General features: G+C 65.2%; 12 protein-coding genes and 1 pseudogene. 7 read left to right on the forward strand and 6 right to left on the reverse strand.

Annotated elements, in window-relative coordinates; genetic code table 11:
* The first annotated feature begins 197 nt into the window (after positions 1-197).
* On the forward strand, positions 198-686 hold the full coding sequence (locus BPHY_RS44030; protein ID WP_012404769.1) for a helix-turn-helix domain-containing protein: 489 nt from the start codon (positions 198-200) through the stop codon (positions 684-686).
* A gap of 92 nt (positions 687-778) precedes the next feature.
* Here BPHY_RS44030 and BPHY_RS27665 read toward each other — a convergent pair whose 3' ends face one another.
* Positions 779-1,870, reverse strand: coding sequence for an IS630 family transposase (locus BPHY_RS27665; RefSeq protein ID WP_012402527.1), 1,092 nt, complete (start codon positions 1,868-1,870; stop codon positions 779-781).
* Between the two features lie 71 nt (positions 1,871-1,941).
* On the opposite strand from BPHY_RS27665, the pseudogene BPHY_RS27670 reads away from it, so the two are divergent.
* Together BPHY_RS27670 and BPHY_RS27675 are read left to right on the forward strand one after the other, a co-directional pair.
* Positions 1,942-3,183: pseudogene (locus BPHY_RS27670) on the forward strand (type II toxin-antitoxin system HipA family toxin); the annotation flags it as partial.
* Between the two features lie 300 nt (positions 3,184-3,483).
* Positions 3,484-3,957: an NUDIX hydrolase gene (locus BPHY_RS27675; RefSeq protein ID WP_041764868.1), complete on the forward strand. Its 474-nt coding sequence runs from the start codon at positions 3,484-3,486 to the stop codon at positions 3,955-3,957.
* Between the two features lie 138 nt (positions 3,958-4,095).
* Here BPHY_RS27675 and BPHY_RS27680 read toward each other — a convergent pair whose 3' ends face one another.
* On the reverse strand, positions 4,096-4,404 hold the full coding sequence (locus BPHY_RS27680; RefSeq protein WP_012404772.1) for a superinfection immunity protein: 309 nt from the start codon (positions 4,402-4,404) through the stop codon (positions 4,096-4,098).
* 58 nt (positions 4,405-4,462) lie between these two features.
* A complete protein-coding gene (locus tag BPHY_RS27685; RefSeq protein WP_012404773.1) occupies positions 4,463-4,741 on the reverse strand; it encodes a hypothetical protein in 279 nt (92 codons plus the stop codon).
* A 303-nt stretch (positions 4,742-5,044) separates the two neighbouring features.
* Between BPHY_RS27685 and BPHY_RS27690 the strand changes: the two genes are divergently transcribed.
* Positions 5,045-5,986, forward strand: a complete 942-nt coding sequence (locus BPHY_RS27690) for a TIGR03571 family LLM class oxidoreductase (RefSeq protein WP_012404774.1) — start codon at positions 5,045-5,047, stop codon at positions 5,984-5,986.
* 27 nt (positions 5,987-6,013) lie between these two features.
* On the opposite strand, the gene xth is transcribed toward BPHY_RS27690, so the two are convergent.
* Together xth and BPHY_RS27700 are read right to left on the reverse strand one after the other, a co-directional pair.
* Positions 6,014-6,940 carry an exodeoxyribonuclease III gene (xth, locus tag BPHY_RS27695; protein ID WP_012404775.1) on the reverse strand — a complete coding sequence of 309 codons (927 nt, stop codon included), beginning with the start codon at positions 6,938-6,940 and terminating at the stop codon, positions 6,014-6,016.
* 56 nt (positions 6,941-6,996) lie between these two features.
* A complete protein-coding gene (locus tag BPHY_RS27700; RefSeq protein WP_012404776.1) occupies positions 6,997-7,404 on the reverse strand; it encodes a DUF3597 domain-containing protein in 408 nt (135 codons plus the stop codon).
* A 368-nt stretch (positions 7,405-7,772) separates the two neighbouring features.
* On the opposite strand from BPHY_RS27700, the gene BPHY_RS27705 reads away from it, so the two are divergent.
* The 3 genes from BPHY_RS27705 to BPHY_RS27715 are packed head-to-tail and all read left to right on the forward strand — an operon-like array spanning position 7,773 to position 13,075.
* The gene (locus BPHY_RS27705; RefSeq protein WP_012404777.1) at positions 7,773-8,357 is read left to right on the forward strand and encodes a DUF2760 domain-containing protein; all 585 of its coding nucleotides are present in this window, start codon (positions 7,773-7,775) and stop codon (positions 8,355-8,357) included.
* Positions 8,354-10,213: an Hsp70 family protein gene (locus BPHY_RS27710; RefSeq protein ID WP_012404778.1), complete on the forward strand. Its 1,860-nt coding sequence runs from the start codon at positions 8,354-8,356 to the stop codon at positions 10,211-10,213. Before BPHY_RS27705 ends, BPHY_RS27710 begins: the two co-directional genes overlap by 4 nt.
* Before the next feature lie 12 nt (positions 10,214-10,225).
* The gene (locus BPHY_RS27715) at positions 10,226-13,075 is read left to right on the forward strand and encodes an Hsp70 family protein (protein ID WP_012404779.1); all 2,850 of its coding nucleotides are present in this window, start codon (positions 10,226-10,228) and stop codon (positions 13,073-13,075) included.
* Between the two features lie 3 nt (positions 13,076-13,078).
* On the opposite strand, the gene BPHY_RS27720 is transcribed toward BPHY_RS27715, so the two are convergent.
* The gene (locus BPHY_RS27720) at positions 13,079-13,624 is read right to left on the reverse strand and encodes a universal stress protein (RefSeq protein WP_012404780.1); all 546 of its coding nucleotides are present in this window, start codon (positions 13,622-13,624) and stop codon (positions 13,079-13,081) included.
* Between the last annotated feature and the right edge of the window lie 75 nt (positions 13,625-13,699).

Consider the following 13,699-nt stretch of genomic DNA (forward strand, 5'->3'; position numbering starts at 1 on the left):
TCATGCGCAATTCGATACGTCTCCACAGTTGACTTGTTACAGCCCAAAGACTGTATATTTTATTTACAGCCCAAAGACTGTATATTGCAGATACAGTCTGTGATCTGTATTCTGCGACCTTGGGACGGCAGTGCGGACGCCGCCGGCGCCCGATAGAAGCCCTGCCCGCGTTCAATCCGTCTCTCTGGAGGCCCGCCGTGGATTATTCCGTCAAGACGCTTGGCCAGTTGCGGCCCGTTCTGCGCGGCTTTCGCAAAGCCGCTGGACTCACGCAGGCGATGCTCGCCGAGCGGCTCGGCATCACGCAGCAAAGCTATGCGCAGTTCGAGGCCAACCCGGCGGCAGCCGGCGTCGAGCGGCTCTTCAAGGTCTTGCGGCTGCTGAACGCCGGAATCAAGCTCAGCCAGGACGAGCCAGCCTCCGAGAATGCGGCGCCCGCTGCGAAAATTGCGCCGTCACCCCGTCCAGCCGTGCAAGGCCCCCGGGCAACCGCCAAAGTGGCGCCGCGCAAACCAGCCACCGGTGCCAGAAGCACGCGCCAGACGCCCGCGATCAAGACGGGCGAGCTTCCGAAAACGGGCACTGGCGCGACAGGCGTGCGCCAATCCGCAGCGGGCCCAGGCAGGCGCGCCGGCACCACGAGCAAGCGCCCCGCAAGCGCGGCCAGGAAGCGGGAGCAATGGTAGGTATGGGGCGCCGCTCACACACCCAGCGTCTCGACCTGTGGATGAACGGACTCGCCGTCGGATACTGGGAAAAGTCCGGTGGCAGCGAGCAGCTAGTGTTCCGTTCCGCTGATTCGCGAACAAAGTCTGTGTAGCTTTTCGAGGATTGAATCAGCGGAGGCGGTCCAGATGAATGGTTTGCAGTTTTCGTTGTAGTGGGAAACGAACTGATCGATGCGTCTGATCAGTTGCTTGACCGAACCGAACGAACCGCGCCGGATGGCCTTGTCAGTGATCAGCGCGAAGAAGCGTTCGACCTGATTAAGCCATGAACTGTAGGTGGGAATGAAATGCATGTGCCAGCGAGGACGCGCTGCCAGCCATGCCTTGACCTTCGGGTGCTTGTGACTGCTGTAGTTATCGACGATACAGTGCACGTCGAGTTCGGCCGGCACTGCCTTGTCGATTTCGCGCAGGAACGACAGGAATTCCTGATGTCGATGACGCGGCTTGCAGGTGGCGAGTACGGCACCGTTGAGCACGTTCAGTGCCGCAAACAAAGTGGTGGTGCCGTGACGAACATAATCGTGCGTGACACCTTCGACGTAGCCGAAACCCATCGGCAGCATGGGTTGCGTACGCTCAAGGGCCTGACACTGGCTCTTCTCGTCGACGCACAATACCAGTGCGTTCTCCGGCGGACTCAAGTAGAGGCCGACCACGTCGCGCAATTTCTCGATGAAGAATTGATCAGTCGAGAGCTTGAAGCTTTCGCTGCGATGCGGCTGCAGACCCAGCAGCTTGAAGTAACGGTGCACACTCGTCGGCGAGATGGCAGTTTCGGCTGCAATTGTGCGCACGCTCCAGTGCGTGGAGCCATCCGCAGGCTTGGTGTGCAGGGTCTTGTGGATCAGCTGAGCCAGTCGCTCATCGTCGATCGTGCGCGGCTTGCCGGGGCGTACTTCATCATAGAGTCCGTTGATGCGCTGCTCCAGGAATCGCAGACGCCACTTGCCCACCGTGGCGCGTGTGAGTTGCAGGCGCTGCGCGATTGCGCTGTTGGGCTCCCCGTCAGCCGCCGCCAGTACAATGCGCGCACGCGTGACCAGCGCAGCCGAAATCGAGCGGGAACGTGCTATCGAGATCAGTTGCGAGCGCTCGTCTTCGCTCAACTCCAACTCGGCCTTCGGTCGTCCCATCGGCATGTTGACGTCTCCCGTTCCGTTGACGTCAACATGCTACGCGAACATAGATCAGTTAACAACGGAACGGGACACTAGTCTATTTCGACGACTGGGTCGGCGACCAGCAGGGGCGCCCGCTGTCGCTGTCACTGCCTTTCACGCCAGGCAACCAGCCGTACCGCGGCGCCGTCGTGTCGGCGTTCTTCGACAATCTGCTGCCCGATAGCGAACCGATCCGCCGCAGGATGGCGCAGCGCTACAAGACGGGCGGCACAGCGCCCTTCGACCTGCTTGCCGCGCTCGGGCGTGACTGTGTGGGCGCCATCCAGCTACTGCCGCCGGGCGAAGCGCCCACTGACCTTTACCGGATCGGCGGCGACACGCTGACGGCCAACGATATTGGCCGGCTATTGCGTGACACGACCTCGGCCGCGCCGCTCGGCCAGCACGATCCGGCCGCCGATCTTCGGCTGTCCATCGCGGGCGCGCAGGAGAAAACGGCGCTGCTGCGTCACAACGGCCGCTGGGTGCTTCCCGCTGGCAGCACGCCGACCACGCATATCTTCAAGCTTCCGTTGGGCCTTGTCGGTAACATGCAGGCCGACATGCGCACCTCGGTGGAAAACGAATGGCTGTGTTCACGGATCGTCGGCGCCTACGGCCTGCCCATCGCCGCATGCGATATCGGCTATTTCGGCGACCAGAAAGCGCTCGTCGTCGAGCGCTTCGACCGACGGCTGTCGAGCGACGGCACGTGGATCGTGCGTCTTCCGCAGGAAGACATGTGTCAGGCGACGGGCACGCCGCCCATTGCCAAATATCAGGCCGATGGCGGCCCGGGCATCGATGCCGTGATGGACGTTCTGGCCGGTTCCGTCGATGCCGCCGAAGATAGCGCGCGCTTCTTCAAGACGCAACTGATCTTCTGGCTGCTTGCCGCAACCGATGGCCATGCCAAGAACTTCAGCATCGCGCATTTACCCGGCAACCGATATCGCGCGACGCCGCTCTACGACGTGCTATCCGCGCATCCCATCATCGGGCGCGGCGCGAATCGCGTGCCGATGCAGAAAGCGAAGATGGCGATGGCTGTGCGCGGTTCGAGCAATCATTATCTGATGAGTCAGATCGTGCCGCGGCACTGGCTCGCGCAAGGCCAGCGGGCCGGCTTGTCGCGCGCCACCGTCGACGACCTGATCGCCTCCGTGACGGGCGCGACGCAGCAGGTCGTCGACACCGTTGCAGCGCACCTTCCCCGCGACTTCCCACACGACCTTGCGTCAGCGATCTTCGAAGGCATGTGGAAGCAAAGCAAAAAGCTCGCGGCGGCATAGCCTTCGGCGGCTGCGCGCTCAGCCGATCACTGGCCCAACCGTGACGGGCTGGTCGATCAACTGCAGGCTGACCCACAGTTCGTTGATGTCGGCGACCGCCTGGATGCTGCCTTCGATTCGAGAGTCGCCGATGCAGATGACAGCGTTGGGTCGGATTTCGCGCCCCCTGTCATAAAGGTGTCACGCCGCGTGATCAACATCGGCGAACAATATGGGTGCATGGCGACTGAGAGCGCCACCGGATCGAGCGGCATGCGGCGTGGTAGCCCTGCTTTCGCGTCCCTACATGGAAGAGACACTGTGAAGCAACGTGCGACTGTCGTGTGCCGGATGGGCACGCGCATTCTGCTGGTTGGCAAGGCGAACTCCCGCTGGTCGCTGCCAGGCGGCAAACCCGACACCGGCGAGACATTCGAAGCCGCCGCCGTGCGCGAACTCATGGAAGAAACGAGCCTTCAGGCGGCAGGCATGCAGTATCTGTTCGAGTTCGCGGGCACGCGGACCTGCCATCATGTCTTCGCCGCTCATGTCGACGAACAGCAAACCGCCACGCCAAGCAACGAAATCACGCGCTGTACGTGGGCCAAAGTCACCGACATCTCCGATCTCGACACAAGCGTCTCGACGCGCGGCATCGTCGACGTGCTCGCGTTGAACCGCAGCTATGACCCGCGCGTGCGGAACCGCTATCAGCGCGCGGACGCGTTCGTGCAAAACCTGCGCGAAGCGTTGCGGGATGTGCGCTTGCGGGGGTGGACGACGGCGCTGTGGTAAGCCGTTTCGAGACGTGATCTTTTCCGCATTTGAATTTGCTTCGTCATACTTATCAATGACGCGCAATGCGTCGCGTGTCGGTATCAAGCAAAAGCGCCGGCCTGACATCGGCCGGCGGTTTCATCGAAGCAGTACTCTTTACGCGGATAGCGTCGACTGACGCCGCGCCGCGCGCATCCGGCGCGAGCGCGCCACGATCTTTGCAACCGTTACGCGGCCCAGAGACCGGCGTGTGTTCGTCGCGAGATTCGCAAGCCGTTTGTCGCTCACGCGGTGACGCGCCCACGCGTACGCCGCAATCCAGCCGATCACGGTCCAACCGAACAGGACGTTGAAAATCGTCAGCGCAAACGCATCTTCGCGTTCGCGTGCATCGGCGACGATGGCGGGCAGAAAGTACACCACCACTGCCGCCAGCAACACCAGTCCTTCGAAGAATGCTCTCATGGGTTCACCTCCTGCCAGCATCATGTGCGCGAAGGCCGCAGCCTGCCGCACGCAGTGATCAATGACCCTTGAACACGTTGGCGTCGCGCGCGTCTTGCGCGGGCTGACGGATGCCCGATTCCGACGATGCGCCGCTCACGCCACCAACGGCATCGTTGGCAGCATGGGTCGCGCTATGCTCGGCAGCAACCGTCTGCGCGCTGACACCGCGTTGCGATGCAGGTGCGCCGACGGACGGACGATAGAACGGTGCCGGGCCATAACCCGAAGCGAACGCGGGAGCGGCAATAGCCGCGGATACGGCAACCAGCACAGCAGCGATAAGGCGGGTCTTCATGATGAAACTCCAGAGATGGTTGAATCGGGGCAGCGTCGCGACCGATGATTCAGTGCGGCGTCGATTGAGAGTGAGTGTAGACGAGACCTATCGAATTTCTATGCTCATAGATTGAAATCACAGTTCCCAAATTGCAAACAATGGAAGATTGCATGCGGAAGCGCCGGAGCCTTTGTCCATGCCGCTCTCAGGGTTGTGCGTTCGACGGCGGGTGAATGTCGCCGGGCGGTGCTAGCATCGGTTTCCGCTCAATTGCCGCCAGCGCGCGCCGTCCCGCGACGAGGCGAGCACCGGGTATCGTCGATGACCACTGTCGAATCCACTATCGATCACCGGATATTTTCTGCAGGCCGTCTGTCGATCGGACTGACGCTGCCGCTACTGCACGCGGGCGCGATCGTCGCGGACTTCCGCGAGCAGGTCGCGCTCGCGAGCCTCGCCGACACGCTCGGCTTTCGTGCGCTCTGGGTGCGCGACGTGCCGTTGAACAGTGCCGACTATCCCGATCCCGTCGGCCATCTCGACCCCTGGGTGCTGCTTGGCGCACTCGCTTCGAACACCACGCAGATCGCTCTCGCGAGCGGCGCGATCGTGCTGACGCTGCGCCATCCGTTGCACATCGCAAAGAGTGCCGGGTCGGTGCAGACGCTGTCGAATGGCCGCTTCGTACTGGGCCTCGGGTCGGGCGACCGCCCGCCCGAGTACGCGGCGTTCGGATGCCATGCCGAAGCTCGCCGGGAACGGTATCGCGCGCATTGGGAAACAGTCGCGGCGGCGCTGGGGGAAGTCCCTCGCGTGATACCGGATCTGCGGCCCGCCGATGCACCCGAATTCATGCTGCTACCACGGCCGCCATTGCCCGTGCCTATGCTCGCGGTCGGGTCGGGCGGACAAAGTGTCGACTGGATCGCGCGGCATTCGATCGGCTGGATGACCTACCATCGCGAACCGGAAATACAGCGCTCAAGACACAGCATGTGGCGCGCGGCTGTCGAGCGCCTGCCTGCGCCCGCGTTTCGCGCATTCGGCGTCGCGATGCGGCTCGATCTCAGCGACGATCCACACGAGCCGGCGACACCGTTGTCGCTCGGCTATCGCGCGGGGCGGCATGCATTGCTGGCGCTGCTCGACGACATGCGCGAGACGGGCACGCATCACGTCGCGCTGAATCCGGCGTCCCGGCGGCCTGTGCGAGATGTGATGGCGGAACTCGCCGCTGACGTGTTGCCGGCATTTCATGGCTGATGGCCATATCGTTCGGCCCTCGCGGAGTTACGTTCCCGTCTTCTTTGACGCAGCCGCACGCGTCGATCGCGCAGCGCGTTTTTTTGCGGCCGCTGCGCTTCCGGGTGCAGTTTTCTTGACTGCAGTTTTCTTGACTGCAGTTTTCTTCACTGCAGTTTTCTTCCCGACATTCGCTGTCCCTTCGAGATCGAGCTCAACCCAGGCGGGCGCATGATCGCTCGCATGTGGCTCACCTCTCACCCATCGGTCGACACCCGCATCGCGCATCATCGCGGCCACCGGCCTGTTCAGCAGCAGATGATCGATGCGCAAGCCCGAATTGCGCTCCCAGTGCTGCCGGAAATAATCCCAGAACGTGAAGATCTGCTCGTCGGGAAAGCGCGTGCGCAACGCATCCGTCCAGCCTTGATCGAGCAGCCGGGCGTAGCACGCGCGGCTTTCCGGTTGCAGCAGCGCGTCCTTGAGCCATGAGCGCGGATTGTAGATATCGAAATCGGTAGGCACGACGTTGTAGTCGCCCGCGAGCACGACGGGATGGCCGCTGTCGAGCAGTCTTTTCGCATAGACGATCAACCGCTCGAACCACGCGAGCTTGTAGTCGAACTTCGGTCCCGGCTGCGGATTGCCGTTCGGCAGATACAGACAGCCGATCAGAATCCCCTCGACGGCCGCCTCGATGTAACGGCTATGCGTATCGTCGGGATCGCCGGGCAGGCCGCGGCGGGTTTCGACCGGCTGGGCGTCCTTCGCGAGGATCGCGACGCCGTTCCACGACACCTGTCCGTGCCAGATCGCGCCATAGCCGGCACGGTTGAGTTCGGCCTCGGGGAAGCCCGAGTCGGGCGCCTTCAGTTCCTGAAGGCATACGACATCGGGTGCCTCCCGTTCGAGCCATTGAAGCAAGGCCGGCAGCCGCGAACGAATGCCGTTGATGTTGAACGTAGCGAGCTTCATGATCCCCGGCGGATCGCAAGTCGCGTACCCGCAAGCGCATGCTGGCCGCGGCGGGCTCAGTTCTTCAGGTCGTCGGGCACCTTGCCGCCGTTTTCCGCCAGCTTCGTCATCACCTGCTTGTGCAGCCAGATGTTCATGGAAGCCGAATCGCCCGTGTCGCCGCTATAGTCCAGTTCCTCGGCGAGTTGCTTGCGCGCGGCGAGGCTGCTGTCGAGGCCCAGCAGCTTCATCAGATCGACGATCGACGTGCGCCAGTTCAGCTTCTCCGGATGCTGGTCGGCGAGCGCCGTGAGGATCGCCTCGACATCGACGGGCTCGGCAGGCGCTGCCGCAGCCGCCGCACCAGCGGGCGCCTGTTCGGGCGCAGCATCCGCGGCAGGCGCCGCATCGGGCGCCGGGGCGGCCTGCACGGCAGGATGGCTGGACGGGAAGATCTTGCTCAGGATCGTGCTGAAAATGCTCATGGCTTTCCTCCGGACAATCGGTTGAAAGTGTCAGCGTGACAAGGCCGGCGCGCATCGTTTGCACGCGGGCGAACCCTTATCCTCGCCGAAAAAAATGACAGCGCCATGCCGCTCATTCTTTCCTGAGGACGTAAAATCCGGCCGCCAATCTTGCGCAGGAATCGGACTCTAAACCGGCGATGGCTCACAACAAGGCAAAATACGGGTTTTGACGCGGAACCAGCGGCTGCGTCCGCCCGTTTGCGGCGGCGACAGCCTTGCGCCCCGAATCCCACGCGGCCGCGCGCGATGCACGAGTCACATAAGCGTCACACTCGAGCGACACGCACGCGACGCAGCAGTCTTCAAAGAATCAGGAGCGATCTTTCATGACCGAACCGAACGTTTCGTTGCTGGGCAGGCTGTCGCTTGCCTTCGGCACGTTTTTCAGCATTCTCGGCGACCGCGACTTCGCCGCGAGCGTGTTGCGCCTGCGCAGCGGCGCCATGCCCGCCCCGAGCCCGGCTCCGGCGGCTGCCCCCGTCACGCCGCCCGCACCCGCGCCGGCTCCCGCCCCCGTCGTCATCAAGGAAGCCACGCCCGAAGCCGCGCTGCAACTGCTCGGCCTCCTGCAACGCGATGCGCGCTTCATCGATTTCGTCGAGGAAGACATCGCGAAGTATTCGGACGCCGACATCGGCGCCGCTGCGCGCCTCGTGCATGACGGCTGCCGCGCGACGCTGCGCGAGCACTTCACGATCCAGCCGGTGCGCGACGAACCCGAAGGCAGCCGCGTGACTATCGGCGAAGGCTTCGACGCGACGGCCATCCGCCTGACGGGCAACGTGATCGGCAAGGCGCCGTTCTCGGGCAGCATCAGCCATCGCGGGTGGCGCGCCGCCGAGGTTCGCCTGCCGAAGCTCACGGCCAGCCACGACGCGACCGTGCTCGCCCCTGCGGAGGTGGAACTATGAGCGATCCGCGCTATTCGATCGGCATCGATCTGGGCACGACGCACTGCGCGCTGTCGTATGTCGATCTCGCCGCCAGCGACGGCGAGACGACCGAGCAGCAGGTGATGCCCGTCACGCAACTCACTGCGCCCGGCGCGCTCGAAGATCTCGACCTGCTGCCCTCGTTTCTCTATCTGCCGCACGAAAGCGAATTGGCGGCGGGCGACCTCGCGCTGCCCTGGACGGGTGAACGCAATTTTGTGGTCGGCGAAATGGCGCGCGCGCGTGGCGCGGGCACGCCGATCCGGTTGGTGTCGAGCGCGAAGAGCTGGCTGTGCCATCCGGGCGTCGACCGTCGCGCGGCGATCCTGCCGAGCGATGCGCCGCCCGAAGTGGCCCGCGTCTCGCCGCTCGAAAGCTCGGTGCGCTACCTGACACACCTGCGCGAAGCATGGAACCACGCGCATCCCGACGCGCCGTTCGAGCAGCAGGAAATCACGGTGACGATTCCCGCCTCGTTCGATCCCGCTGCGCGCGAACTGACGGCGCAAGCCGCGAACGCCGCCGGCTACGGCCAGATGACACTGCTCGAAGAGCCGCAGGCCGCGCTGTACAGCTGGATCCAGAAGAGCACGGGCGGCTGGCGCAAGCAGGTCAAGCTCGGCGACATCATCCTCGTGGTCGACGTCGGCGGCGGCACGACCGACCTCTCGCTGATCGCCGTGATCGAGCGCGAAGGCAATCTCGAACTGCATCGCGTCGCCGTCGGCGAACACATCCTGCTCGGCGGCGACAACATGGATCTGGCGCTCGCGCACGTCGTCGCGCGCAAGCTGGCCGCACAAGGCACGCAGGCCGATCCGTGGCAGCTGCGCGCGCTCACCTACGCCTGCCGCGGCGCGAAGGAAACGCTGCTGTCCGATCCGTCGACGGACACCGTGCCCCTCGTCGTGCCGAGCCGCGGCTCGAAGCTGATCGGCGGCTCGATCCGCACCGAACTGACGCGCGACGAACTCACGCAGACGATCCTCGAAGGCTTCTTCCCGCAAGTCGAATCGTCGGCCCGGCCGATGGTGCGCACGCGCGCCGGTCTGACGCAGCTCGGCCTGCCGTACGCGCAGGACGCGGCCATCACGCGCCATCTCGCTGCGTTCCTCGGCCGCCAGGTCGCGGCGCTCGCCGAATTGCAAGGCATGCAGGGAGCCAGCCAGCAGGCGCTCGACGCCGGTGCGACGTTCCTGCATCCGACGGCCGTGCTGTTCAACGGCGGCGTGTTCAAGTCGCCGCTGCTCGTCGAACGCATCATGTCGACGCTCAACGGCTGGCTGGCGGCCGACGGTGGCGCACCTGCGCGCCTGCTCGAAGGCGCAGACCTCGACCTCGCCGTCGCGCGCGGCGCCGCCTACTACGGCTATGTGAAGCGCGGCCGCGGCGTGCGCATTCGCGGCGGCACGGCGCGTGCGTACTACGTCGCAATCGAATCGGCGATGCCCGCCGTGCCCGGCATGGAGCCGCCCATTTCCGCGCTGTGCGTTGCGCCGTTCGGCATGGAAGAAGGCACCGACGCGCCGCTGCCGGAACAGGAGTTCGGCCTCGTCGTCGGCGAGCCGGTGCACTTCCGCTTCTTCGGCTCGTCGGTGCGGCGGCTCGATCAGGTCGGCACGATGCTCGACTACTGGTCGCCCGACGAGCTGCAGGAACTCGAAGAGATCCAGGCGACCCTGCCCGCCGATGGCCGCACCGTCGGCGAAGTCGTGCCCGTCAAGCTGCACGCGCGCGTGACGGAAGCGGGCACGCTTGAACTCGAAGCGATTCCGCGCGGCACGGACGAGCGCTGGAAAGTCGAGTTCGACGTGCGCGGCAGCGCGCAGGACTGACCCAAGGCTTCGATGAAGGGCAAGCTAAAGCGCGAACCACGACGGCCGGCGAGCCGCTACACGGTCGGCATCGACCTCGGCACGAGCAATACGGTCGTCGCGTATGTCGCACACGACGCGAGCGGTTCCGACGACATCCGCGTGTTCGATGTCGAGCAGCTCGTTGCGCCCGGGGAAGTGGGCGCGCGGCCGCTGCTGCCGTCCGTGCGCTATCACCCGGCTGAGGGCGAGCTGAACCCGGGCGATCTGCAACTGCCCTGGTCGCGCGCCGATCAACGGCCTGGCGACGCGCTGCCGCCCGTCACTGGCGAGCTTGCGCGCATACTCGGCGCACAGGTGCCGGGACGGCTCGTGACGAGCGCGAAAAGCTGGCTCTCGCATGCTTCCGTCGACCGGCTCGCGCCGATCCTGCCGTGGGGCGCGCCCGACGACGTGACGAAAGTCTCGCCCGTCGCCGCGAGCGCGAGTTACCTCGCGCACGTGCGCGCGGCCTGGAACTGGCGCTTTCCCGATGCGCCGCTCGAGCAGCAGAACGTCGTGCTCACGGTGCCCGCCTCGTTCGACGAAGGCGCGCGCGCGTTGACGCTCGAAGCCGCGCGTCTCGCGAAGCTGCCCGAATTGCGGCTGCTCGAAGAGCCGCAGGCGGCCTTCTACGACTGGCTCTTTCAGCATCGCGCGAGCCTCGGCGCAGAACTGGCCGAGACGAAGCTGGTGCTGATCTGCGACGTCGGCGGCGGGACGACCGATCTCACGCTGATCAAGGTCCATGTCGACGAGAACGGCGAGCCGCAATTGACGCGCATCGGCGTCGGCAATCATCTGATGCTCGGCGGCGACAACATGGATCTCGCGCTCGCGCGTCTCGCCGAGACGCGGCTTGGCGCAGCGCAGGAGGGGCAGGCCCGGCTGTCCGCGGCGAGCCTCTCGCAACTCGTCGAGCGATGCCGGGTTGCGAAAGAGCAGTTGCTCGATGCGAGCGCGCCCGCGTCTATGGCGATCACGCTGCTCGGATCGGGTTCGCGCGTGATCGGCGGCGCGCGCACCACGCATCTGACGCGCGACGACATCGAGCAGGTCGTCGTCGACGGATTTTTTCCGCAGGTTTCCGCCGAGGAGATGCCGCGCCGCTCGCGCGCGGCGATCGTCGAATTCGGCCTGCCGTATGCGGCCGACGCCGCCGTGACGCGCCATGTGGCGGCGTTTCTGAAGCGGCTGGCGGCGCCTTCTCGCGACGCGCTCGGCGCGAGCCGCGAAAGCGCCGCCGCCGACACGCTCGCTGTACCCGACACGCTGCTGCTCAACGGCGGCGTGTTCCGTGCTCGCGCGCTGACGCAAAGGCTCGCCGACACGCTCGGCGGATGGCGCGGCGAGCCGCTGCACGTGCTGCAGAACGATCATCCCGATGTCGCCGTCGCGCGCGGCGCCGTTGCCTATGGTCTGGCGCGTGCGGGCAACGCGCCGCGTATCGGCGGCGGCTCGGCGCGCAGCTACTTTCTCGTGCTCGACGGCGGCCAGGGCGTCTGCCTGCTGCCGCGCGGCACAGAAGAGGCGCATGAGGTGCATCTCGACGAACGCGTGTTCGCGCTGCGGCTCGGGCAGCCGGTGCGTTTTCACCTGATGTCGACGGTCGACGATACGCGCTTCGCGCCCGGCGAACTCGCCGATCTGTCACGAGGCGATTTCGTCCGCCTGCCGCCCATCGCAACCGTCGTGCAGCGCCGGCATGCATCGGATGCCGGCGAACGCGCCGTCCGGCTCACCACGTCGATCACGGAAGTCGGCACGCTCGAAGTGACCTGCATCGCGACCGACGATCCTTCGCAACGGTGGCTCCTGCAATTCGAGTTGCGCCGCGACGAAGCGGCATCGACGAACGAAGCCGGCGCGAATCAAACAGGCGAAGCGCAACGCCATCCGCAACTCGATCACGCGATCGAACTGATCGAGCGCTCGTTCGGCGCGCGCTCGTCAAACGTCGCGCCCAACGAAGTGAAGCGGCTGCGCGCGCAACTGGAACAGGCGCTCGGCGCCCGCGACAACTGGGACGTCGCGCTCTTGCGTGAGCTATTCGGCGCGTTGTGGGAGCGCGCGAAACGCCGGCGGCGCTCGGCCGATCACGAACGTCTGTGGCTCAATCTCACGGGCTATTGCCTGCGGCCAGGGTTCGGCTATCCGCTCGACGAATGGCGCGTCGAACAATTGTGGTCGATCTTCGACGACGGCATTCAATACATCCAGGAAAGCCAGGTCTGGTCCGAATGGTGGACGCTGTGGCGCCGTGCGGCAGGCGGTCTGAACGAAGATGCGCAGTTGCAGTTGCTCGACGCGATGGCGTTCCTGCAGGCGGCCAGCATCCGGAAGCAGAAGCTGCCGTTCGACCCCGCGAAGGTCGGCTACGCGGACATGATTCGCGTGCAGGCCTCGCTGGAGCGTATTTCCGTCGAGCGCAAGATCGCACTCGCGCAGGAACTGCTGGAACGTCTGCGCAAGCCTTCGGAGAATCATCAGACGTGGTGGGCGATCGGGCGTATCGGCGCGCGCCTGCCGTTCTATGGCAGCGCGCATGGCGTCGTGCCGCCCGAAGTCGCCGCGCAATGGCTCGACGCCGTGCTCGCGCTCGACTGGAAGAAAGTCGAGCCCGCCGCGTTCGCCGCCGTGCAACTCTCGCGTATGACGGGCGACCGTTCGCGCGATCTGCCCGAGCACGCGCGCGAAGCGGTGATACGGCGGCTGGAGACGCTCGGCGCGGCGCCCACGTGGATCCAGATGGTCCGCGAGACCGTCACGCTCGACGCTGCCGACAGCGGCCGGGTATTCGGCGAGTCGTTGCCGGCGGGGCTGAAGCTGATCGGCGGACGGTAGTCTTCAAAGCCGTTTTCGCGGCTGCATCCAAAACAGCTGTGCGCTCGCACGGGCTTGCGCATGGCGGCGCGCCGCTTCGCCCGCCCGTGCATCCCGATCCTGACGTGTCTGCGCCGACGTCGCGATCAGCACCGAGCGGCGCGTGCAGCGTGCGATCAGGTCGCTCATCCGCGCTTCCCAGAAGCGCCACTTCGGGTGATGGCCCGCGCCGACGACGACCAGATCCGCGTCGAGCTCGTCGGCGAGCCGCGCGATCGTGCGACCCACGCCGCCCTGCAGCGGCACCGTCATCGCCCGCGTATGGATGTCCCACGCGTCGAGTTCGAACGTCTCGTTGCAGCGGCGTTGGACCGTGCGCTCGAGCTCCTCGACCATCTGCGGCGTGTCGGGACAGCCGTACTCGACGCCCGCCATCGCCCACCAGGGCATCGTGTCGACGACATACACGGCTGTCAGCCGTGCGCCCGTATGACGAGCCTTGTCGATGGCCGTCTTCAGTACTTCGTCGTCCCTGTGTGCGCCGACCGCGACCAGAATGTGCCTGATCATTTGAGTGCCTCCGTCGTTACGTCATGTCATGCAGTGCATGATGCGACGCGAGACTTAGCGGCAAATGAGCAGGAG

Origin of the sequence: Paraburkholderia phymatum STM815, assembly GCF_000020045.1 — a bacterium.
Classification (GTDB): domain Bacteria; phylum Pseudomonadota; class Gammaproteobacteria; order Burkholderiales; family Burkholderiaceae; genus Paraburkholderia; species Paraburkholderia phymatum.

What these genes read in the sequence shown, in the direction of transcription:
- BPHY_RS27685 (WP_012404773.1), bottom strand. Translation starts at nt 4,741, where the DNA reads ATGAAGACCCGCCTTATCGCTGCTGTGCTGGTTGCCGTATCCGCGGCT.
- BPHY_RS27715 (WP_012404779.1), top strand. Translation starts at nt 10,226, where the DNA reads ATGAAGGGCAAGCTAAAGCGCGAACCACGACGGCCGGCGAGCCGCTAC.
- BPHY_RS27705 (WP_012404777.1), top strand. Translation starts at nt 7,773, where the DNA reads ATGACCGAACCGAACGTTTCGTTGCTGGGCAGGCTGTCGCTTGCCTTC.
- BPHY_RS27720 (WP_012404780.1), bottom strand. Translation starts at nt 13,624, where the DNA reads ATGATCAGGCACATTCTGGTCGCGGTCGGCGCACACAGGGACGACGAA.
- BPHY_RS27665 (WP_012402527.1), bottom strand. Translation starts at nt 1,870, where the DNA reads ATGCCGATGGGACGACCGAAGGCCGAGTTGGAGTTGAGCGAAGACGAG.
- xth (WP_012404775.1), bottom strand. Translation starts at nt 6,940, where the DNA reads ATGAAGCTCGCTACGTTCAACATCAACGGCATTCGTTCGCGGCTGCCG.
- BPHY_RS27680 (WP_012404772.1), bottom strand. Translation starts at nt 4,404, where the DNA reads ATGAGAGCATTCTTCGAAGGACTGGTGTTGCTGGCGGCAGTGGTGGTG.
- BPHY_RS27700 (WP_012404776.1), bottom strand. Translation starts at nt 7,404, where the DNA reads ATGAGCATTTTCAGCACGATCCTGAGCAAGATCTTCCCGTCCAGCCAT.
- BPHY_RS27690 (WP_012404774.1), top strand. Translation starts at nt 5,045, where the DNA reads ATGACCACTGTCGAATCCACTATCGATCACCGGATATTTTCTGCAGGC.
- BPHY_RS27710 (WP_012404778.1), top strand. Translation starts at nt 8,354, where the DNA reads ATGAGCGATCCGCGCTATTCGATCGGCATCGATCTGGGCACGACGCAC.